Raw genomic sequence first — 19,364 nt, 5'->3', positions numbered from 1 at the left:
CGGACAAATCGCCGGACTCAATGTATCCGCCCATGCGCGCGCAAGAATGTCTCACCGGTTTCCGTCACCGTTACCCGCATGCCCTCAACCGAGGGTCGGCGCGCGACATAGCCGCGGTCGACGGCGTCCTCCCAGATCGTCAGCCGCGGGCATGAGGTGCGCCAGACCTCGAGCACCTCGGCATAAGGCCGCGGCTCGCGCGCCACCCATTCCACGAGATCGAGCACCAGGGCGTCTGTGGTCTCTGTCATGTGGTCCTCGCCGGGATCAGCAGGGATTCATTGTCTCCAGTATTTCTGCGCCGCTTGGCCTCTTCCGGCAAACTGAGTTATCTTGACCTTGCATCAGTTTTCCTGAGGGTTCATGCGGCGGCTGCTCTTTCTCAACGGCATCAAGGCGTTCGAAGCCGCGGCGCGGACCGGCAGCTTCGCGGCGGCGGGCAGCGAGCTCAATGTCTCGGCCGCCGCGATCAGCCGGATGGTGCATCTGCTCGAGGAGCGGCTCGGCGTCGCGCTGTTCGAGCGCAAGGCCAACCGCCTCGTCACCACTCCGGCGGGCCGCGCCTATCAGGGCGGGCTGACGCCGATCTTCGACGCGCTCGCGAGCCTCACCGCGCAGGTCACGGCATCCGCGAGCGCGCGGGTGCTGACCGTCGGCGTCGGACCGACCTTTGCGCTGAAATGGATGATCCCGCACCTCGCCGAGTTCCGCAAAGCGGAGCCCGACATCGAGGTGCGGATCACGACCGGCGGCATGGCGGTGCCGTTCGCCGACGACTGGAGCTGCGGCATCCAGCTCGGCGACGGCCAGTGGCCGGGCCTCGTCGCCGAGCCGCTGTTCGCCGCCGATCTGATGCCGGTGTGCACGGCGCGGCTCGCCAACACCCTGAAGCGCCCCGCCGACCTCAAGGGCCCGAGCCTGATCCGCGTCGCGCATTCGCCCGACGACTGGCCGTCCTGGCTGAAGGCGGCGGGCGTGCCGCGCCTGACCGCGCGCGGGCCGGAATTCCAGTTCTACGGCCAGGCGCTGCAGGCAGCTAGCGACGGGCTCGGCATCGCGATGGGCATCCGGCCCTATATCGACGACGATCTCGCCGCCGGCCGGCTGGTGGCGCCGTTTGCGCTCAGCGTGCCGAAGGGCATGCGCTGGTATCTGGTCTATCGCGGCTTCCACGCCGAACAGCGCGATTTCGCCGCGTTCCGGCGCTGGATCATCCGCGCCGCGGCGGAGCCCGCGGCCCGCCGCAAGGGATCGCGCAGTGCCTGACGAGACCGTCGATACGCTGGTGATCGGCGGCGGCCAGGCCGGGCTCACCATGAGCCATCGGCTGAAGCAGCGCGGCATAGCCCATCTGGTGCTGGAGCGGGGGCGCATCGCCGAGCGCTGGCGCAGCGAACGCTGGGACGGCCTCATGTTCCAGTTTCCGAACTGGTCGGTGCGGCTGCCGGATTTCGCGTTTCCGCACAGCGATCCCGACGGCTTCTCGGACACCGCCGCCATCATCGCCTTCATCGAGGACTACGCCGCGTTCGTCGCGCCGCCGATCCGCTGCGGTGTCGCGGTCACCAGGCTGCGCCACGACGCCGGCGGTTTCCTCGCCGAATTTGCCGGCGGCAGCATCGCAGCCCGCAACGTCGTCATCGCCACCGGTCCCTATCAACGGCCGCTGCGGCCCGCGCTGCTGCGCGAGCATCCCGGCCTGTTCCAGATCGATGCCGCTGGCTACAAAAATCCGGCGCAATTGCCTGACGGCGCGGTGCTGGTGGTCGGTGCCGGCGCCTCGGGCGCGCAGATCGCCGAAGAGCTGATGCGCGCCGGCCGCGAGGTCGTCCTCTCGGTCGGACGTCACAACCGCCTGCCGCGCCGCTATCGCGGCCGCGACCTGATCTGGTGGCTGGCCGAGATGGGCATCGACCGGACGCCGGTCGAGCAGCGCGGCCCGTCGCGGCTGCTGCCGGTGATTTCCGGCGCCCATGGCGGCCACACCGTCGATTTCCGCCGCTTCGCCGCCGGCGGCGTGACCCTGCTCGGCCGCGTGACGGCGGCGCGCGACGGCGTGCTCGAGATCGCGCCCGATCTCGCCGCCAACATCGCCAATGGCGACGCCTATTACGCGACGTTCCTCGGGATCGTCGACGACTTCGTCGCGGCGCGCGGCCTCGATCATCCCGATGATCCCTTGGCGCGCCTCCGCCTGCCCGATCCGCCGTGCCTCACCGCGCCGCTCGACGCGATCGACCTGCGCGCCGCGCGGATCAGGAGCGTGATCTGGGCCACCGGCTACGGTCTCGATCTGAACTGGATCGACATACCGGTGCTGGATGCCGCCGGGGCCCCGCGCCACCGCCATGGCGTCTCCGACGTGCCGGGCCTCTATTTCCTCGGCCTGCAATGGCTGTCGAAGATGAAATCCTCGTTCCTGTCAGGCGTCGGCGACGATGCCGCGGTGCTCGCCGACCACATCGCCGGCCGCGGCTAGCTCCGGGTTCCTTTGCTGCGCGGAAATAAACCCGGCGAGTTGTGAACTGCTTCACATTTAGCGCAACGCGCTCGTGCTTCCTATGAGAAGGGCATTTCGAGGTCGCACATGATTTACAGCGGTTTTGAGATCAAGTCGTTCGAAGTGGGGAAGGGGCAATGGCACGCCAGGGTTCAACGGGTCGATCAAAGGCCGGTCGTCATCGATGGCATGCTGTTTCCGACGCTCGACATCGGCTTTGCGTGGTCCGATCCGGATGCGGCGATCGCCGACGCGAAGCGGGCTATCGACCGGTTCCCGCAACGCTATGGCATGACAATGCCGGCGGCCGAAGCGTCGGCGTGACCGGTAACGTCGTGGTCGCCGCCGTCCCGCAATGCGAGCCGGATCCGGTCTGGCCGGCGCAGGTCCGCACCAGCTGCCCGGAATGTGCCGCATCGCTTTCGCTGCTGCGCGTGATCCCCGGCCGCGCCGCCGAATACTGGACCATGCGCTGCGACGGCTGCGGCGGGATCCATCTCGACATCGTCGACCTGCCGCGGGCGTAAAGTCCGCGAAGCCGCCGCCTGCTGACACCCTGCTGTCAGCAGCCTTGCCCGAGCAGCGATCCGGCCGCCGTTTGCCCTTTTCTCGCTGCCGGACTCGTCCCATATTCGGGGCATGGCGAAGACACCGAACACTCCGAAAAAGCCCGGCAAAACCCCCAAATCCAAAGCACACCGGCCCGAGGTCCTCCCGATCGGGCCCGCGCTTGCCGAATTGCTCAATCCGGCGATCAACCGCGGCGATGCCGGCATGGGTTCGGGCACCGGCCTGCAGCCGCCGCCGGACAATTCCTGGGACCGTCGCGCCGGCGGCGAGGCCGCCGCGCATCGCGCGCGGGCGTCGACGCGCGAGACCAACGAGGGCGTCGCGAAGCGCGATGCTTCCGGGCTCGAGGAGGCCCCGCAGGCCAATTACGGAACCTCGGCCACGATCCCGACCCTCGATCCGGAACTGGCGCGGCAGCTCGGCCTGCCGACCGCCGAGGACGACGACGAAGCCCTGGCGCGGCCGCCGCGCAGCAAGATGGAGGCGCTCGGCGTCAAGGCGACTGCCGACGCGCTGGAGAACCTGATCCGCGACGGCCGCCCGGAATTCCGCAAGGACGACGGCTCGATGCGGGTGTGGACCCCGCACCGCCCGCCGCGCCCGGAAAAATCCGAAGGCGGCGTGCGCTTCGAGATCAAGTCCGACTACCAGCCGAAAGGCGACCAGCCGACCGCGATCGCCGAGCTGGTCGAGGGCATCGACCGCAACGACCGCACCCAGGTGCTGCTCGGCGTCACCGGCTCGGGCAAGACCTACACCATGGCCAAGGTGATCGAGGCGACGCAGCGTCCGGCGCTGATCCTGGCGCCGAACAAGACGCTGGCCGCCCAGCTCTATGGCGAGTTCAAGAACTTCTTCCCCGACAACGCCGTCGAGTATTTCGTCAGCTATTACGACTACTACCAGCCGGAAGCCTACGTCCCGCGCACCGACACCTATATCGAGAAGGATTCCTCGATCAACGAACAGATCGACCGCATGCGTCACTCGGCGACGCGCGCGCTGCTCGAGCGCGACGACGTCATCATCGTCGCTTCCGTGTCCTGCATCTACGGTATCGGCTCGGTCGAGACCTACACCGCGATGACCTTCGCCTTGAAGAAGGGCGAGCGCATCGATCAGCGGCAGCTCATCGCCGACCTCGTTGCTCTCCAGTACAAGCGCACCCAGGCCGACTTCACCCGCGGCACCTTCCGCGTCCGCGGCGACGTCATCGACATCTTCCCGGCGCACTATGAGGACCGCGCCTGGCGGGTGAACCTGTTCGGCGACACCATCGAGACGATCGAGGAGTTCGATCCGCTCACCGGCCACAAGCAGGACGAGCTCGAATTCATCAAGATGTACGCCAATTCGCACTATGTGACGCCGCGCCCGACGCTGGTGCAGGCGATCAAGTCGATCAAGTCGGAGCTGAAGCAGCGCCTCGACCAGCTCAACGACCAGGGCCGCCTCTTGGAGGCACAGCGACTCGAGCAGCGCACCACCTTCGATCTCGAGATGATGGAGGCGACCGGAAGCTGCGCCGGCATCGAGAACTATTCGCGCTATCTCACCGGGCGCCGCCCCGGCGAGCCGCCGCCGACGCTGTTCGAATATGTACCGGACAACGCGCTGATCTTCGCCGACGAGAGCCACGTCACCGTGCCGCAGATCGGCGCCATGTTCCGCGGCGACTTCCGCCGCAAGGCGACGCTCGCCGAATACGGCTTCCGCCTGCCCTCCTGCATGGACAACCGGCCGCTCCGCTTCGAGGAGTGGGACATGATGCGGCCGCAGACGGTTGCGGTGTCGGCGACGCCGAGCGGCTGGGAGCTGAACGAAAGCGGCGGCGTGTTCGTCGAGCAGGTGATCCGTCCGACCGGCCTCATCGATCCTCCCGTGGACATCCGCCCTGCCCGCACCCAGGTCGACGATCTCGTCGGCGAGGTGCGCGCCACCGCGGCGGCCGGCTATCGCTCGCTGATCACGGTGCTCACCAAGCGCATGGCGGAGGACCTCACCGAATATCTGCACGAGCAGGGCATCCGCGTCCGCTACATGCACTCGGATATCGACACCATCGAGCGCATCGAGATCATCCGCGACCTCAGGCTCGGCGCATTCGACGCGCTGGTCGGCATCAACCTGTTGCGCGAGGGCCTCGACATTCCCGAATGCGCGCTGGTCGCGATCCTCGATGCCGACAAGGAAGGCTTCCTGCGCAGCGAGACCTCGCTGATCCAGACCATCGGCCGTGCGGCGCGCAACGTCGACGGCAAGGTGATCCTCTATGCCGACAGCATGACCGGCTCGATGGAGCGCGCGATGGCCGAGACCACGCGGCGCCGCGAGAAGCAGGTCGAGTACAACGAGGCCAACGGCATCACGCCGGAGAGCGTGAAGAAGTCGATCGGCGACATCCTCAACTCCGTCTACGAGCGTGACCACGTGCTGGTCGAGATCGGCGACGGCGGCATCGCCGACGATGTCATCAGTATCGGGCATAATTTCGAGGCCGTGCTGAGCGATCTCGAAACGCGGATGCGCGAGGCCGCGGCCGATTTGAACTTCGAGGAGGCCGCGCGACTGCGCGACGAGGTCAAGCGGCTGCGCGCCACCGAGATGGCCGTGGTCGACGACCCCACCGCCAAGCAGCGCAACGTGCAGAAGCAGGCCGGCGCCTATGCCGGCACAAGAAAATACGGCGATGCCGCCAACCTGCCGGTCAGCGCATTGAAGAACAAGTCGGCGCAGACCTCGCTCAAGGCGAGCCGCGGCGGCAAGTCCGGCTCACGCATCCACAAGCCCGATCTCGACGAGATGCACGGCCCGGAATCGCTGCCCTTCCGCCCCAGCGGCGCGCTGCCCGCAAAGCCGTTCGGCACCACGAGCCGCATCATCCAGCCGACCGACTCGCGGCAGTCGGGGCCGGAGTTCGGCCCGTCGCCGCGGTCGAGCGGCGGCGCGCCGGGCAAGCGGGGCGGGTGGAAGAAAAGGTAGATCATGACGCGCGCCGAGCTTCTCACCTTCCTGCGGGTGCATCGGCTCGCGGTGGTCAGCACGGCTCACGACGGCGCGCCCCAGGCGGCGGTCGTCGGGATCGCGGTCAGCGACAATCTCGAGATCTTCTTCGACACGCTGACCACCTCGCGCAAATACCAGAACCTCCGCGCCGATCCGCGCGCGGCATTGGTGATCGGTTGGGACGCCGAACAGACCGCACAGGTCGAGGGCATCGCAGACTTCCCGAGCGGCGCGGAGCTCATCGCCTGCAAGCAGGTGTATTTCGCGGCGTGGCCCGACGGGCCGGAGCGCGAGACATGGCCGAACATCGGCTATGTGCGGATACGGCCGAACTGGGCCCGGTTCAGCGATTTTGGCGCGGTGCCGGCGCGGATCGAGGAAATGACTCTGCCGTGAGCCACGTCGTCTTGAGGCGGTACCTGATCACGTCACATCGAACGCCGCATGGTACTTCACATCCCCCTTCGGCGGATCGCCCTTCAGCACCAGCCGCTGAAAGTACGGGCTGGGCTCGCCGCCATAGGTCAGCGCGGGATCGCTGACAAAGCCGAAGCGGCTGTAATAGGCGGGATCGCCGAGCAGGACGCAGCCGTCAGCATTCATCGCCGCGAGGCGAGCAAGTCCCGCGCGGATCAGCGCGCCGCCGGTGCCCTGCCGTTGCAGGTCGGGTGCGACCGAGACCGGGCCAAGCCCATACCAACGTCCTACTACACCTTCGATCCGGACCGGCGAGAACGCGACGTGGCCGAAGATGCTGCCGTCGTCGGATACAGCGACCAGAGAAATCGTCAGCGCGTCAGCCTGGCGCAGCGCCTCGACGATGCGGGCTTCGGTGCCGCTGCTGTGCGGCGCTGTTGCGAATGCTGCCGCCGTGATGCGGCTGATCGCGGCGGCATCTTCGGGGCGTTCGTCCTTGATCTGCATGCTCGCAGATAAGGCCGATCGAGAACGGGGCGCAAGGGAAGCGCAAAGCTCGGGCAGATCATGTCGCGAGAATGCGGAGGTATGACTCACCGGCCGAACCACATATTCGGTGTCGTCCCTGCGAAAGCAGGGACCCATAACCACAGACGATCATCGTGAAAGACAATGGAACGACGAATCCCGTTCACGACATCCGCCGCGGGTTATGGGTCCCGGCCTTCGCCGGGACGACGGCGGAATATGCTCGCCTTGCGTCTAACCCGATCGCTTGTTGCTGGTGTTCTGGGTCAGATTACCGTGCGCGGCCTGCTCGCGGATGTTGTGCTTCTCGTCGTCGCGATGGCCCTTGGTGGTGTCGATGGGAACGCTGGGGGTGCTGCCGGGGCCCTTGTGGCTCTTGTTGTCGTCAGGAACGGGCTGGATGGTCTTTGTCTTTGGTTTCGTCATCATCGTCTCCGTTACGCATGGAGACAACGCGGCCGGTGCGGACGGCGTTCCCGGAACGAGACTTCATTCCCGGAACGTGGCTTCACAACTGATCCTACAGCTTCTCCTGCTGCGCGGGCTGTGACTGCGGTTGCTGCTGGCGCTGTTGTTTGGCGTGATGGCGGCCGTAGAGGCAACCGGCGGCGGCGCCGAGCATGCCGTGATGGCCGGCATAATGACCGGCGACGCCGCCGACGATCGCGCCCTTGATGCAACCCTTGGCGTCGGCAGGCGACGCCAAGGCGAGCGCGCTGACGGCAATGACGGACGCGAGAACAATCGATTTCATGATGCGGCTCCAATGCAATGCTGCCGCATCAACGGCGCAGCGGCACCGCCGGTTCCGGGAAGACGAGCGGTTCACCATCGACCGCGCCGCCGGCAAGGCGGCGCCGTCGGATTAGCTGTTGTCGAACGCACCGCGACAGCGAGCCGGCGCGATTTCACCGGCCGGCCCCGGAGGAGCTCAAGGCCTCGTGGCCGGCGTCGACGCCGGCTCACCGTCGCGCGGTGCGCGCTCGCATGATTTATTTGGAGACAACCAGGGCGGCGACGGCAAGCGGCATGGTGTTTCTCATAAGGAACTCCTGATCGCGGATGCGTCGCCCACGCCGAACCAACCGGGGGCGCGGGCGGAGGTTTCATTAACTCGCGGACAGCTGCCCGCCGCATGCCTCCACGTCTGCGAGGCGCGGCCGGTTCAGCCGATCACTCCAGTTTCTTGCCGCCGTCGGTCACGCCGTCGAGGAACACCCCGGTTTCGCGGTTGAGAAACTCGACATCCGCCGGGAAGAAGCCGCCGGCCGAAGCGTGGCCGGTCACGGTGCCCGGGCTGATCGTCTTGATGGTCACGCCTCCGATGTTCTGGCCCATCTGGTTCGGCTCGAATTCGGGGTTGAGCAGGTCCTTGGTGCCGGTGAGGATCAGCGTCTTCGCCTTGATCGAAGCCAGCGCCTTCGCGGTGTCGCCGCCGAACCCGGCCGTGGTGCCGACATCGTGCCGGTCATAGGCCCAGCTCTGGTAGATCCAGTCGTTGGCGTCGAACAGCTTCCACAGCGCGGTCTCCTGCTCGGCCATCCAGGGCAACACGTCGGGGCCGGACTTGAACTGCGCCGCATACATGTCGGGCGTGCGCGCCGCGAGCAGCGCGACGATATCGCGGAACAGCTTGAGGCCCTTCTCCGGCGGCGCCTCGTAATTGCCGTCCTTCCACGCCGGATCGTTCATGATCGCCTTGCGCGAGGCCTCCATCACCGCGACCGACCAGGCCGGCGTCTTCGCAAGCGGCACCATCGCAACCAGCGCGTCCATGAAGTCCGGATGGCTGACGCCCCATTGCAGCGCCTGCATGCCGCCCATCGAGGGGCCGACCACGGCGACGACATGGTCGATACCGAGCTTCTCCTTCATCAGCCGATACTGCGATTCCACCATGTCGCGGATCGCGAATTTCGGGAACTGCATCCGCGGCTGCGCCTTCGAATTGCTCGGCGACGTGGTCAGCCCGTTGCCGATCGCATCGGTGCAGACGATGAAATACTTGTCGGGGTCGAGCGCCTTGCCGGGGCCGATCATGAAATCGAGCCGGTGATGATTGCCCGAGATCGCGGTCACCATCAGGATGGCGTTCGACTTCTTCGCGTTCAGCGTGCCGTGGGTGACGTAGGAGATCGAGAAATCCTTGATCGCCTCGCCGCTCTCGAGCTTCAGGTCGCCTTCGTTGTAGAGCTGGTGGGCAGGCTGCTGCGGCGTGTGTGCGAAGGCGGGCGGGATCGCCGGGCATGCCAGCAGCGACAGGATCGCGGCGAAGTGGGTGATGCGCTTCATTGGTCTCTCCCCATCGGGGCGGCTCTGTTCGGCCGCCTTCCGCCGCGAAGCATACGGGCCGGCGGCGCCGCGGCAAGGCCGCGGGCGCGAAGATTTAAGCGGCGCAGGCGCGGAATAAACCGCCGCCTGCACCGCGACAGCCGCCCGTCGTCGCATTGCGCGAACCGGCGCGCCGCATGCATTTTGCGCCACAATGCACGCGCTGGTTGCCGAACCTAATCGCGTCTCGCGCGTCAAACATATGTTGTTTGATTGTGGAATGCTCCGGTTCACAATGCCGGGCCAGAGCGAGTCGGACCGGCGGAGTCGATCATGGGCGAGGATTTGAACCGGCAGCGCGTCTTGAACTTCCTCGACGTTTATTATGCCGGCGGCATCGAGGGCGCGCTCGATCGCTGCAGCGACGACGTCGCGTTTCTCGCCAACGCCCCGATCGACATTCTTCCGCATATGGGCCAGCACCGCGGCAAGGCCGCGCTGCGCCAGATGTGGACCACGATCCACGAGCGCTATTCGGACATGCGCTATGAGGCGCCGATCGTGGTGACCCAGGGCGACAGGGTCGCCGCGCAGCTGCGCGTGTTCTTCCGCAAGCGCAACAACGCCCGCGTGGTGCAGTTCGATGTGGCGGTGTTCTACACGCTGCGCGACGGCAAGATCACCGAGATCCGCGAGATCATCGACACCTTCGACCTCGTCCAGCAGGTGCTGGAGCGCGACGTCGCGGCGGCGCTGACCGGGCGCGACGACATCGTGCAGGCAAATTCGCAACGCCGGCGTTGAACCTCGACAGCCCGGCGCTGACTTATTACCGGGCTTGTTGCGGTCGGGGCTGAAACCACCATGAAAATCGCATTGCTCGCTGTGCTTGGCCTGGCGCTGGGCGCCCTTGGCGGCGCCGCCTTCGGCATCGGAGCCGGCCTTAGCTGGATCGGATTGGCCAGAACCTCGGGTATCGACAGCGGAACGCTGGTGTTTTTCACCTTCATGCCGCTCGGCGCCGCGATCGGCGGCATCGGCGGCGCACTGCTGTTCGCGGTGGTGGCGATCCGCGACGCCGAAATCGTGATCGAGCGGCAACCGGTGCGGCAGCGCGACCGCTGAATTGCGGCGACCGGAGCCTTTCCGCGCGAAGCCTGCTCCCCACGTGATGCGGGGTGGATGCCGGTTCGCAACAAAAAAGCGCGTCAGAACCAGAATCCAGAGGTCGGCGGTCACATTCCGGTAAAATTCCGCGCAATTGTGCATTGCAAAAAAGTCATTTGCGTTTTTGCCGTTCGGCACTATTTCAGGCCGCAATAGCGATGTGCAGCAACCTGGCAAGGCGTCGGCGCTGACCCCCTGCCATCCGTTTGCGTTTGAAAATCCAGTTTCAGGACAAGGCCAAAATGACAGAGCATAGTCTCTGGCGTTTTTCGCGCGCATTGCATCGCGCGATCAACGAACGCCAGCTTGCAGATATCGAGCCGCTGCTCGACGACGAGGTCGAATGGTCCATCTATGGGCCGATCGACCTGTTTTCCTTTTTCGGCGCGCGCCGCGGCAAGGCCGCGGTGCTCGAGGTGATCCGGCAGATCGGCGAGAACCTCAGGGTTCACCGCTTCGACCGGGAACAGATCATGCTCGGCGTGGATTCCGCAGCCTCGATGCTGCGCTATTCGCTGACGGCACTCGACTCCAACAAGCCGATCTCGCTCCGGATCGCGCATTTCGCGCAGTTCAGGGCCGGCAAGCTGACGAGCTTCCGCGTGCTGGTCGACAGTTTCGACCTCGTCGAGCAGACCGTCGGCTACCCGATCCATCTGCCGCGCATCGCGGTCTGACGGCTTTTCACGCCTTCGTCATGTCCGGGGCGCTAAAGCGCGAAGCGCGTCTTCGCGTTCAGGCGCCCCGGCAGCGGCGGCCTGTTTTGCCAGCCCCGAACGGCCGCGCTCGGGACGCGCCGCGCGAACGCGCTGCGCGTTTGTCCCGGACATGACGATCACGCGTTGATCACTTGCTTTCAGAGCGCCGATGCCACAATTTTGCGCCACGGCAATGCATGCTGCGGCTCTGGAATTTGCGGGCTGGGAATGACTTTCACATTACGATTTGGCTGGGCAAGGCTGCAGGTGCTGGCAGCCGGCTTCAGCCTGGCGATGGCGCTGTCGGCCGGCGCGCAAACCCCGCCGTGGCAGATCGCTCCCGCCGCCCAGGATAGCGCAGCTGATAACGCCGAGGCTGCGGCCGACGAGGAGCCGCCGGCGGCCAATGCCAATGACGCCGACATCCTGAAGGACATCGACGAGAGCAAGCTCGACTGGAGCCAGCTCGACACCGATTCTACGAGCCTGCCCACGCTGGCGCCGAAGCGTGCGGCGAGGCCCGCCAGCATCGCCGGCAAGGATCCATCCTGGTCGACCAACAACAACGCCAACGGCTCGTCGGCGGTGTCGGTCAAGCAGTCGATCTCGCCATTCCTCGATACCCGCATCGGCGCCGACATGACGATCGCAAGGCAAGGCACGATGACGACGTCGGAGCAATTGTCGGAGCGGCTCGCCAATGGCGGCAGCCTGCCGCAGTCCGGCGGCTCGGCCTGGGCCGCGATCTCGACCGGCGGCGTGGCCTCGATCTGGGACAAGACCTCGGTCGAGGCGCGGGTCGATCCCTCCGCCGACCAGAGCAAGGTCGGCACCTCCTTGAGCAAGTCGGTGCCGCTGTCGGAGCAATATTCGCTGACGCTGCAGAACGGCTACAACCTCATCCAGCAGGGCGTGGTCCCGGTGCCCGGCATCATCAACCACTCCTCGCGCAGCTACGACACCGATCAGTCGGCGAGCCTGTCGGTTAACGACACCGGCACCAGCATCACGGCAGGCCAGACGCTGTCGACCTCCGACGACAGATGGCTGCGCCGGATCGGTGCCGAGCAGAAGCTGTTCGACGGCGTTACCGTCTCCGGCTCGGTCGGCGAGACCTCCCAGGGCACCACCAACAAGAGCATCAGCGCCGGCTACAAGCGCTCATGGTGAACGGTCTGTTAGCTCTATCGCGCTAAATGATCAGGCATTGCCGCAACTTGGCCCAGATGCGGTCAAATTCGGCGGCACTGATAGGTCCGTAACTTCATCAATTCGTCGTGCGGGGGACAAGCCGCGCTTCGCCATTGCGACCAAGGGGAAAGCCGATGAACGCCACCAACCGTACCGAGGAAGCCGAAGTCGAAACGACGTCCGAGGTCGACACCAACCTCGCCGCCGTCTCGGAAGTCGAAGCCGGCATCCGCGACTTCGTGCGCAACGATATCGCCTATCTGCGCCGGCCGGTGGCGAGTCCGGAGACCGCGCCGACCGACACCAACACCGATGCCACCGTCAGCAACGTCAACTCGCTGATCCAGCGCGTCGCCGGCACCTCGCTCGCCGAGATCGAGAAGCTGATCGGCGAGCTCGAGAGCCTGCGTGACCTGCTGCATGCCGAGGGCCAGCGCGTCCAGCGCGAGATCTCCGGCTATGCCCAGCTCAGCCAGGCCGCGATGAAGTCGACGCGCATGATCGCCGACAACGTCTCGCAGTGGAAGCGCGCCGCCGACGGCCTGCGCAACAGCTGATACTTCAGTTTTCCAAACTGATCGCCGCCGCCTCCTGAACAGGGGGCGGCGGCTTCGCTTTGCGGCCTGATTCAGCGCAGAACGATTCGTTATTCAGCGCGGTGTAAACTCCGCGACGTCAATTTTTTGCAGAAGCCGATTTGAACTGGGGATGTCGAGCCCGCGTCCAATCCGGAATTCGCGTCCGGACCGCGCCTAGTGTGCTGAATGCGAAGTTCGTGCGATTTCGCGGCAGCCACTTTCACGAACTTCGCATTCATAAAGTACACTAGAATCAAAGGTTTGCTAGTGTCCTTATCGAATCCGAAGTTCGCTCCGAAGGTGCGGCAAATGATGCGAACTTCGGATTCGGGACACTAGCCGGGCATCCATTTGGAGACGAAGTCATGCAGAGCGTCCGGCCGGATAACGCCGCCGATCCGATTCCGCTGCGCCAGCCGCAGCAGGGCATCGGCACGATCATGATCCGCTTCATCGGCATCCTGGCAGCCGCGACGGTCGTGATGGTGCTGATCTGGAATCGTTAGACTGAAGCTTGGAAGAAATGTGACGCAGCCTGCCGACAGATCACATTGAAAAGCGCAAATGCACGCCACCTGCGCTCCCTCGAGCGCCGGGAGTTACAGACGGTCAATCAGCGGTCGATGCTCGCGGTGGTCTCGAAGGAATAATTGCCGTCGGCAAAGCCCTTCACGACCATTCCGGTGGCCAGCATCACCACAACCGTTACCGTCGCGAAGATAATGCCGACGAGTTTCAGCGCGCTGCGATCTGCCATGGTATCCCCAGTCATTCTTGCCAGATGTCCGTGCCCTCAAACCATAAGGCAGGGACAAAGGTTCAGAATGCGTTAGCAAAAACTGAGTTCCACGCAACGCACAACTGCGTCGGCAGCAGAAGTCATTCGCTAACCATGGCGTCCGGGCAACATCAGAGGCGCGCGGGCAACATCAGGAACCGGGATTCCGCCGCGGCACGAAAGCGGTGGCGAGGAACGAGAACACCACCTCGTTGCGCTGATTGACGCCGGTGTTGCGGGCCTGAAGGATGCCCCATTCGGGCCGCTTTTCGGACGTGCGCTTGGTCTCGACCTGGTTGGTGAAGCTGATGGTATCGCCCGCCAGCACCGGGCGGATCCAGCGCAGTTCGCGAAAGCCCGGCGAGGGCCCCCAGACCGCGACCTCCTCGCCGCGCGCGGCGGCTTCCGCGGCGAGCCGCTTGCCGTCGGCGACGAGCAGCTTCATGCAGACGCTGGCGACATGCCAGCCCGATGCGGCGAGCCCGCCGAACAGCGAGTTGCGCCCCTCCTCCTCGTCGAGATGGAAGCGCTGCGGATCGAACTGCGCGGCGAACCGCTTGATGTCCTCGGGCGTGAAGGTGAAGGAGCCGAACTCGCGCCGCGCGCCGATCTCGATATCTTCAAAAAAGCGCATGACCTCTCCTATGCGCTCGCGCCGTCGCGGCGGCTGACGATGATCGGCGACTCCATCTCGCACAGCATCTCGCCGCGCGCGTTGCGGATGGTGCCCTTGAAAGTGACGATGCCGGTCTCGGGCCGGCTCTTCGAGACGCGCGCCTCGACGACGTCGACATCCAGCGTCAAATCGTCGCCCGGACGCAGCGGCGCCACCCAGCGCATCTCGTTGACCCCGGGCGAACCGAGCGAGGCGGTGCGGCCGATGAAGCCGTCGAACAGCATCCGCATCATCAGCGAGCCGAGATGCCAGCCCGAGCCCGACAGGCCGCGGAGCATGGATTTCTTCGCCGCCTCCTCGTCGAGATGCATCGGCTGCGGGTCGAATTCGGCGGCAAAGGCGAGGATCTCCTCGCGTGAAACATGGCGCGGGCCGAACGTGCCGAAGCGGCCGGGCTTGAAGTCTTCGAAGGTCAGCGTGGTCATTGGGTGAGGATATGCCGGAGGGAAGCCCGATTGTGGCCGTTATTTGCGGCAATCACAACCGGCCCACTCGCATAGCTCGCCCCTGGACTGCCGGCGCCCGGTCCGGGGCTCGCCTTTGGCGAGACCGAATGGGCTTCTGCGGTATCGATCCCTCTGGTCGCGGAGGCGCCTGGCGCCGTCCCGAACCATTGGCCCGGCGAAAGCCTCTTCCCGACGGACGCCTGCGGCGCAGGCTCCCGGGATGAAGTGATCACGCCGGCGGTCACGCAGTAGGATGAACGAGACGCGAATCATATTCGGCTGGCCGGGAGAACCATGATGTTCGATTTCCAGGATCTGTTTCAGTGGGACCGCTTCATCACGCCCACGATCATCAAGACGTTCTACTGGCTGGTGATCGCGGTCATCGTGCTGTTCGGGATCTCCGGCATCCTGTGGAGCCTCACGGCGATGGCGATCAGCCCGTTCGTCGGATTCATCCAGCTGCTCGCGTCGATCGCCAGCGTCTTCGTCGGCATCGTGTTCTCGCGCATCGCCGCCGAGTTCATCCTGATCGTATTCCGGATCAACGAGCATCTCGGAGCGATCCGCGATCGGGACGGAGCAATGCACTGAAGCGAACGGCACCCGGCCGAACGCGACCGACCGGCGGGGCTGTGGTTAATCCGAAGTAGCACCCGCGCGCAAATGCCCGCGAAATTCCGACCGGTATCTTAAATCCGCTCGCGTACAGCCTTCCGCATTGCCAAGACCAGCGCGGGGGCGTCGTGAATTCGAGGAATGGGTTTGTTGCCGTGAGGCCGGGTGCCGAGCCGGGCTTTACGACCGAGGATATTTTATGGGCTGTCGGCATCTGGTCGGTGATCCTGACCCTGGCGCCGGTGATCGTGTTCTATCTGCTGATGGTGGCGTGAGGGCATCCCCTCCGTCATTCCGGAGCGATGCGTGAGCATCGAATCCGGAATCTCGAGATTCCGGGCTCATGCTTCGCATGCCCCGGAATGACTCCAATATTCTCGACGACAAAAAACGCGCGGGAGCCGCGCGTTCTTTCCATTTCGAACGTAAGCGGCGTTGTTACGCCGCTTGCTTGTGCATCGTACCGGACGCCGACGCCGTGCCGCGGATCGCCTTGATCGAGCGTTCGATCGCGGCCCACAGCCGATTGATCTCGGCAGCGGCGCGACCTTCGGCGTAATATTCGCGGGCGCCTTCGCCCTGGCCGAGCGCCATCAGAAGATCGGCGCGGTTGGTGATCTGGCCGCTCCACACCGGAGCGCGGAATTTCGCCAGCGCCTCGCGCGCGATCGCGACGATGCGGCTCTCGGCGCCGTCACGCTGCGCGGGCGCGCCGTTGATCACGACGGCATAGGGCTTGCGCATCGAGCGGCAGGTCTGGATGGTTTCCTGCACGGCGTTGACGTCGAACACGCCGGGCCGCGCCGGAATGATCACCATCGTGGCGTTCTTGATGGAGTCGTCGACCACGGCCGAGAGGTTCGGCGGCGTGTCGATGAACACCCACTCGATGCCGTCACGCTTGGCCTGGGCAATGATCCCGCTGACCGAGTTCACCGCCGTCTTGATCGCCGGCTCGTTGGTGCCGCGCAGCTTGTGCCAGAGAGTCAGCGAGCCCTGCGGATCGGCGTCGATCAGCAGACAGGGCTTCGTTGCCTTGTGCACTTGCGCGGCGAGGTGAGCAGCCAGGGTACTTTTTCCCGAGCCCCCCTTACGCGAAGCGAAAACAATCACGTTCATACGTTGGCCTCCAGATTGACCCCAGGAGGCGAAAATGAATCAGCACGCTGATTCGCGAAAGAAAAAATTTCTTGCAATCCGCAAAGTGGCCAAGATTACCGGTGCGTTTTGCTTTTTGAGTCACACCGAACTTATGACGCAACCGCAAATGGAAGCCCTAAGCGTTTGATATGACTCGGTGCCTAGCGTTTTCCGGCAGCTTTCGCGCGCTCGCGCTCGATCCACTTGCGCTCGATCCAGCCGAGCAATTGCGCGGTCGGTTTCTGCAGGAACGGAACGTCCTGCGCGAACAAAAGGAGTCCGAGCGGCAGCATCCAGAGTCCGAGCACCGGCAGGAAGCTGAAGATGCCGCCGATGATCAGGAGGATCGCGAGCGGAATCCGCACATAGCGCGACGACGGCTTGCGCAGCCACGCGACGAAGCGCGCCGGCTTTTCCGGCAGCTTGGCTTCGAACCAGGCGAAGTGCCGATCGATCTCTTGTTTGTAGTATTCGCTCACGCGTCCCACTCCATCCGTTCCACAAGCGGAACAGATTTGGCTGACAATACAAGCCCCAGAGATGATGCTGCGTGACAGCGTCACAAGGCGTCAGTCTGTCGCGCATCGCAGCCTTGAAATCGCATGGAGGCGATCCACCGCGCGATGAGATTGCGTTGACCGCGATGGCGCTGCGCTCCCTCTCCCCGTTCTTACGGGGGGAGGGTTGGGGTGAGGGGCTGTCTCCGCGTGGATGGCGATAGTTGCGCTTGTGGAGACTCCCCCTCACCCGGAACGCATCTGACGATGCGTTCCGACCTCTCCCCGCACGCGCCCGCACGCGGGGCGAGGTGAAGCGCACAGCGGTCCGCTCGACGAGAATGCGCCAAGTTAGCCGCGTGCGCGCGATGGGAATCATTTAGTGGGTGGACTTCTTCGCCCTGTGCGATTTGGCGGCCTTGTGCTTGGCAGGACGCCGTTCCACGCGCTCGCTCGCTTCACGCGGCTCGGGACCACCGCGGAAGAACACCCGGCAGGCCGGCGAGAGCTGCGCCTTGTTCCTGATCATGCAGGCCGTGATGCGATCGACGTCGGGAATCTCGGGGCCGCAAAGCCTGAACGCATCCGGCGTACAGGCCTGCTGCTGGTCTTGCGTATAGGCCTCACTTCGGCCCGGCAGCAGCAGCGCCGCAAGAGCGATGCTTGATATCAACGCAAACGAAAAACTCCTTGAACAGGCGATCCCCATGCATCCCCCCAAAGGTGTCACTAGGCGTCGTTAAGGCGTCGTGTCAGTCAGTTTGGGTGACGGGACGGAGAAGTGCAAGCGGACGCGGTGACACGCCGGGCGACAAGGGCGAGCGACCTTGCGATGGCCGGATTTTGCGATGTCGCGCTGACTGATCTTGCGGATGGTACAGTTGGGTGGGCTCGAACCACCGACCTCCTGTTCCACAGACAGGCGCTCTAACCAACTGAGCTACAACTGCATCCTGACGCGCGGCCCGCTCAAGCGGGGCGGCGATTTCGGGCGGAAACTAGGTGCAACGCCGCGCTTTGGCAAGGCCGTAACGCGTCGATTTCCGCTGTTATGTCGGGCCGCTTGACGGGCTCCTGCCCAGCAAAAAGGCCCGGACCGCTTCGGCCCGGGCCTTTCGCTGGTCTCCCAAACGGCAGCGATCAGGCGGCCGGCTTGTAGAACTTCGAGGCGCTGGCCTTGATCGGCTCGGCGGTCTCGCTGGCGACCTTCTGGCCGAGCTCGGCCAGTTCCTTGGCCTGCGCGGTGTAGGTCTCGAACTGCTTGCGGGCGTGCGACGTCCACAGCTCGACCGCTTCGGTCGGCGACTTCACGCTGAACAGCTCCTGGGCGAAGTCGAGCGAGGAGGTGGTGTTGGCCTTGAAGAACTCGATCAGCTTGGCCGAATACTCGCTGGCGCCCTTGCTCACCGAGGTGAACACGGCCTCGACCGTCGAGTTGTGGGTCTCGGCAGCGTCCTTGAACTTGGCGTAGCTGTCGCGGGCCTGCAGAACGCCCTTCTCGGCGAACGCGCGCATCTGCTCGGGAACTTCAAACGGAATGATCGAGGCGGAAAACGGATCGGACGGGTTGGTCATACGTGTAATCCTTCGCAACGGGTGAGTAGATGTGACCATTGCGGACGTCCCGGAGCCCATCAGGGCGGGAGCGCTGAAATGGATCACGCTGCCTTGATTCACGGGAGTGCCCTTCGTCGGGCGCGCCTAATAAACACCCATATCATGTCAATTTTGTGCAACGCAACGTAAGATCGCGTGCGACGCCACATTTTTTATCTGACGGAACAAAAGATTACCGCGGCCGACCGAGGCTGAATGCGCCAGGGTCGGCCGCGGCCAATGCGCCTCGTCAGTTCTTCGGCTTGACCGCGTCCATCGCGGCCCGGCTGACGGCCTGGCCCATCTCGCTGGCCTGCTCGGCGAGCGAGCGCATCTGGCCCTGCACATATTCGCTGTGCAGCCGCATGACGTCGCTGAGGTCCTTGGCCTTGAGCAGCGCCTCGGCGTAGTCCAGCGACGACTGCACGTTCTTTTCGGCATAGGACAGCGCCTTGGTCGAAAGATCCTTGGCGCCGGCGCGCACCGTGGCGTTGCGCTCCTCGATCTTGCCGGCGGTGTCCTTGGCGTTGGTCACGAATTGCTCGAACGCCTTGCGCGCCTGCTCAAAACTCGCCTCCGCCATCGACCGCATATCCTTGGGAATCTCGAACTTGGGGATCTCGAAATGGTCACGCCCGTTGTCGCTCATGGTCGCTCTCCCTCGCTTGCTGATCGGCCCGCCGCTTG

27 protein-coding genes and 1 tRNA gene are annotated in these 19,364 nt (G+C 64.8%); 14 read left to right on the top strand and 14 right to left on the bottom strand.

The window, feature by feature from the left end; translation table 11 throughout:
- Positions 1 to 17: 17 nt before the first annotated feature.
- Complete coding sequence (locus tag J2R76_RS33160; protein ID WP_076829863.1) at positions 18 to 251, bottom strand: hypothetical protein; 234 nt, start codon at positions 249 to 251, stop codon at positions 18 to 20.
- 112 nt (positions 252 to 363) lie between these two features.
- Here J2R76_RS33160 and J2R76_RS33155 point away from each other — a divergent pair, with 112 nt between their 5' ends.
- From J2R76_RS33155 to J2R76_RS33130, 6 genes are all read left to right on the top strand, one after another.
- Positions 364 to 1,266 carry a LysR substrate-binding domain-containing protein gene (locus tag J2R76_RS33155; protein WP_069276582.1) on the top strand — a complete coding sequence of 301 codons (903 nt, stop codon included), beginning with the start codon at positions 364 to 366 and terminating at the stop codon, positions 1,264 to 1,266.
- Positions 1,259 to 2,479, top strand: a complete 1,221-nt coding sequence (locus tag J2R76_RS33150; RefSeq protein ID WP_253625417.1) for an NAD(P)-binding domain-containing protein — start codon at positions 1,259 to 1,261, stop codon at positions 2,477 to 2,479. The genes J2R76_RS33155 and J2R76_RS33150 overlap by 8 nt, the downstream gene beginning before the upstream one ends.
- A 108-nt stretch (positions 2,480 to 2,587) precedes the next feature.
- A complete protein-coding gene (locus J2R76_RS33145; protein WP_038377734.1) occupies positions 2,588 to 2,824 on the top strand; it encodes a hypothetical protein in 237 nt (78 codons plus the stop codon).
- Positions 2,821 to 3,027, top strand: a complete 207-nt coding sequence (locus tag J2R76_RS33140) for a hypothetical protein (protein ID WP_371852155.1) — start codon at positions 2,821 to 2,823, stop codon at positions 3,025 to 3,027. Before J2R76_RS33145 ends, J2R76_RS33140 begins: the two co-directional genes overlap by 4 nt.
- Positions 3,028 to 3,139: 112 nt before the next feature.
- Positions 3,140 to 6,052, top strand: coding sequence for an excinuclease ABC subunit UvrB (gene uvrB, locus J2R76_RS33135; RefSeq protein WP_253625416.1), 2,913 nt, complete (start codon positions 3,140 to 3,142; stop codon positions 6,050 to 6,052).
- Between the two features lie 3 nt (positions 6,053 to 6,055).
- Complete coding sequence (locus J2R76_RS33130; RefSeq protein ID WP_253625415.1) at positions 6,056 to 6,472, top strand: pyridoxamine 5'-phosphate oxidase family protein; 417 nt, start codon at positions 6,056 to 6,058, stop codon at positions 6,470 to 6,472.
- Positions 6,473 to 6,499: 27 nt separating this feature from the next.
- Here the strand turns inward: J2R76_RS33130 and J2R76_RS33125 are convergent, their stop codons facing one another.
- The 4 genes from J2R76_RS33125 to J2R76_RS33110 form a co-directional block, all read right to left on the bottom strand.
- Positions 6,500 to 7,000 carry a GNAT family N-acetyltransferase gene (locus J2R76_RS33125; protein ID WP_141343020.1) on the bottom strand — a complete coding sequence of 167 codons (501 nt, stop codon included), beginning with the start codon at positions 6,998 to 7,000 and terminating at the stop codon, positions 6,500 to 6,502.
- 255 nt (positions 7,001 to 7,255) lie between these two features.
- Positions 7,256 to 7,450: a hypothetical protein gene (locus J2R76_RS33120; protein ID WP_016841379.1), complete on the bottom strand. Its 195-nt coding sequence runs from the start codon at positions 7,448 to 7,450 to the stop codon at positions 7,256 to 7,258.
- A gap of 91 nt (positions 7,451 to 7,541) precedes the next feature.
- Positions 7,542 to 7,775 (bottom strand): hypothetical protein, encoded by a 234-nt coding sequence (locus J2R76_RS33115; protein ID WP_229191210.1) that lies wholly within the window; start codon positions 7,773 to 7,775, stop codon positions 7,542 to 7,544.
- A gap of 419 nt (positions 7,776 to 8,194) precedes the next feature.
- Positions 8,195 to 9,313, bottom strand: a complete 1,119-nt coding sequence (locus J2R76_RS33110) for an alpha/beta fold hydrolase (RefSeq protein WP_253606857.1) — start codon at positions 9,311 to 9,313, stop codon at positions 8,195 to 8,197.
- Positions 9,314 to 9,625: 312 nt separating this feature from the next.
- On the opposite strand from J2R76_RS33110, the gene J2R76_RS33105 reads away from it, so the two are divergent.
- From J2R76_RS33105 to J2R76_RS33080, 6 genes are all read left to right on the top strand, one after another.
- The gene (locus J2R76_RS33105; protein WP_253589048.1) at positions 9,626 to 10,096 is read left to right on the top strand and encodes a nuclear transport factor 2 family protein; all 471 of its coding nucleotides are present in this window, start codon (positions 9,626 to 9,628) and stop codon (positions 10,094 to 10,096) included.
- Between the two features lie 60 nt (positions 10,097 to 10,156).
- Positions 10,157 to 10,417, top strand: coding sequence for a hypothetical protein (locus J2R76_RS33100; protein WP_028336038.1), 261 nt, complete (start codon positions 10,157 to 10,159; stop codon positions 10,415 to 10,417).
- Between the two features lie 284 nt (positions 10,418 to 10,701).
- On the top strand, positions 10,702 to 11,136 hold the full coding sequence (locus J2R76_RS33095; protein ID WP_026193357.1) for a nuclear transport factor 2 family protein: 435 nt from the start codon (positions 10,702 to 10,704) through the stop codon (positions 11,134 to 11,136).
- Between the two features lie 249 nt (positions 11,137 to 11,385).
- Complete coding sequence (locus tag J2R76_RS33090) at positions 11,386 to 12,327, top strand: hypothetical protein (RefSeq protein ID WP_253625414.1); 942 nt, start codon at positions 11,386 to 11,388, stop codon at positions 12,325 to 12,327.
- A gap of 155 nt (positions 12,328 to 12,482) precedes the next feature.
- Entirely contained in the window at positions 12,483 to 12,905 is a 423-nt protein-coding gene (locus J2R76_RS33085; RefSeq protein WP_016841371.1) for a hypothetical protein, read from the top strand.
- A gap of 386 nt (positions 12,906 to 13,291) precedes the next feature.
- Positions 13,292 to 13,432, top strand: a complete 141-nt coding sequence (locus J2R76_RS33080; protein ID WP_167350365.1) for a hypothetical protein — start codon at positions 13,292 to 13,294, stop codon at positions 13,430 to 13,432.
- Between the two features lie 107 nt (positions 13,433 to 13,539).
- On the opposite strand, the gene J2R76_RS33075 is transcribed toward J2R76_RS33080, so the two are convergent.
- The 3 genes from J2R76_RS33075 to J2R76_RS33065 form a co-directional block, all read right to left on the bottom strand.
- Positions 13,540 to 13,683 (bottom strand): hypothetical protein, encoded by a 144-nt coding sequence (locus J2R76_RS33075; RefSeq protein ID WP_016841369.1) that lies wholly within the window; start codon positions 13,681 to 13,683, stop codon positions 13,540 to 13,542.
- Between the two features lie 172 nt (positions 13,684 to 13,855).
- Positions 13,856 to 14,338 carry a MaoC family dehydratase gene (locus tag J2R76_RS33070; protein WP_076829845.1) on the bottom strand — a complete coding sequence of 161 codons (483 nt, stop codon included), beginning with the start codon at positions 14,336 to 14,338 and terminating at the stop codon, positions 13,856 to 13,858.
- Positions 14,339 to 14,346: 8 nt separating this feature from the next.
- Entirely contained in the window at positions 14,347 to 14,805 is a 459-nt protein-coding gene (locus tag J2R76_RS33065; protein ID WP_057019033.1) for a MaoC family dehydratase, read from the bottom strand.
- 318 nt (positions 14,806 to 15,123) lie between these two features.
- Between J2R76_RS33065 and J2R76_RS33060 the strand changes: the two genes are divergently transcribed.
- On the top strand, positions 15,124 to 15,420 hold the full coding sequence (locus J2R76_RS33060; RefSeq protein ID WP_028340592.1) for a DUF4282 domain-containing protein: 297 nt from the start codon (positions 15,124 to 15,126) through the stop codon (positions 15,418 to 15,420).
- A 462-nt stretch (positions 15,421 to 15,882) separates the two neighbouring features.
- Here J2R76_RS33060 and J2R76_RS33055 read toward each other — a convergent pair whose 3' ends face one another.
- Positions 15,883 to 16,563 carry a ParA family protein gene (locus J2R76_RS33055; RefSeq protein WP_028336032.1) on the bottom strand — a complete coding sequence of 227 codons (681 nt, stop codon included), beginning with the start codon at positions 16,561 to 16,563 and terminating at the stop codon, positions 15,883 to 15,885.
- A 34-nt stretch (positions 16,564 to 16,597) separates the two neighbouring features.
- Between J2R76_RS33055 and J2R76_RS40715 the strand changes: the two genes are divergently transcribed.
- The gene (locus J2R76_RS40715; protein ID WP_256521274.1) at positions 16,598 to 16,732 is read left to right on the top strand and encodes a hypothetical protein; all 135 of its coding nucleotides are present in this window, start codon (positions 16,598 to 16,600) and stop codon (positions 16,730 to 16,732) included.
- A gap of 13 nt (positions 16,733 to 16,745) precedes the next feature.
- On the opposite strand, the gene J2R76_RS33050 is transcribed toward J2R76_RS40715, so the two are convergent.
- From J2R76_RS33050 to J2R76_RS33030, 5 genes are all read right to left on the bottom strand, one after another.
- Positions 16,746 to 17,072 (bottom strand): hypothetical protein, encoded by a 327-nt coding sequence (locus J2R76_RS33050; RefSeq protein ID WP_018273595.1) that lies wholly within the window; start codon positions 17,070 to 17,072, stop codon positions 16,746 to 16,748.
- A 388-nt stretch (positions 17,073 to 17,460) separates the two neighbouring features.
- Entirely contained in the window at positions 17,461 to 17,754 is a 294-nt protein-coding gene (locus J2R76_RS33045) for a hypothetical protein (RefSeq protein WP_375166547.1), read from the bottom strand.
- A 200-nt stretch (positions 17,755 to 17,954) separates the two neighbouring features.
- A tRNA-His gene (locus tag J2R76_RS33040) sits at positions 17,955 to 18,031 on the bottom strand.
- Between the two features lie 190 nt (positions 18,032 to 18,221).
- Complete coding sequence (locus J2R76_RS33035; protein ID WP_028336028.1) at positions 18,222 to 18,656, bottom strand: phasin; 435 nt, start codon at positions 18,654 to 18,656, stop codon at positions 18,222 to 18,224.
- Positions 18,657 to 18,927: 271 nt separating this feature from the next.
- Entirely contained in the window at positions 18,928 to 19,326 is a 399-nt protein-coding gene (locus J2R76_RS33030) for a phasin family protein (RefSeq protein ID WP_092085090.1), read from the bottom strand.
- Between the last annotated feature and the right edge of the window lie 38 nt (positions 19,327 to 19,364).

Source organism: Bradyrhizobium sp. USDA 4532 (assembly GCF_024171315.1).
Lineage (GTDB): Bacteria > Pseudomonadota > Alphaproteobacteria > Rhizobiales > Xanthobacteraceae > Bradyrhizobium > Bradyrhizobium australafricanum.
This window is presented reverse-complemented; position numbering and strand designations above follow the sequence as displayed.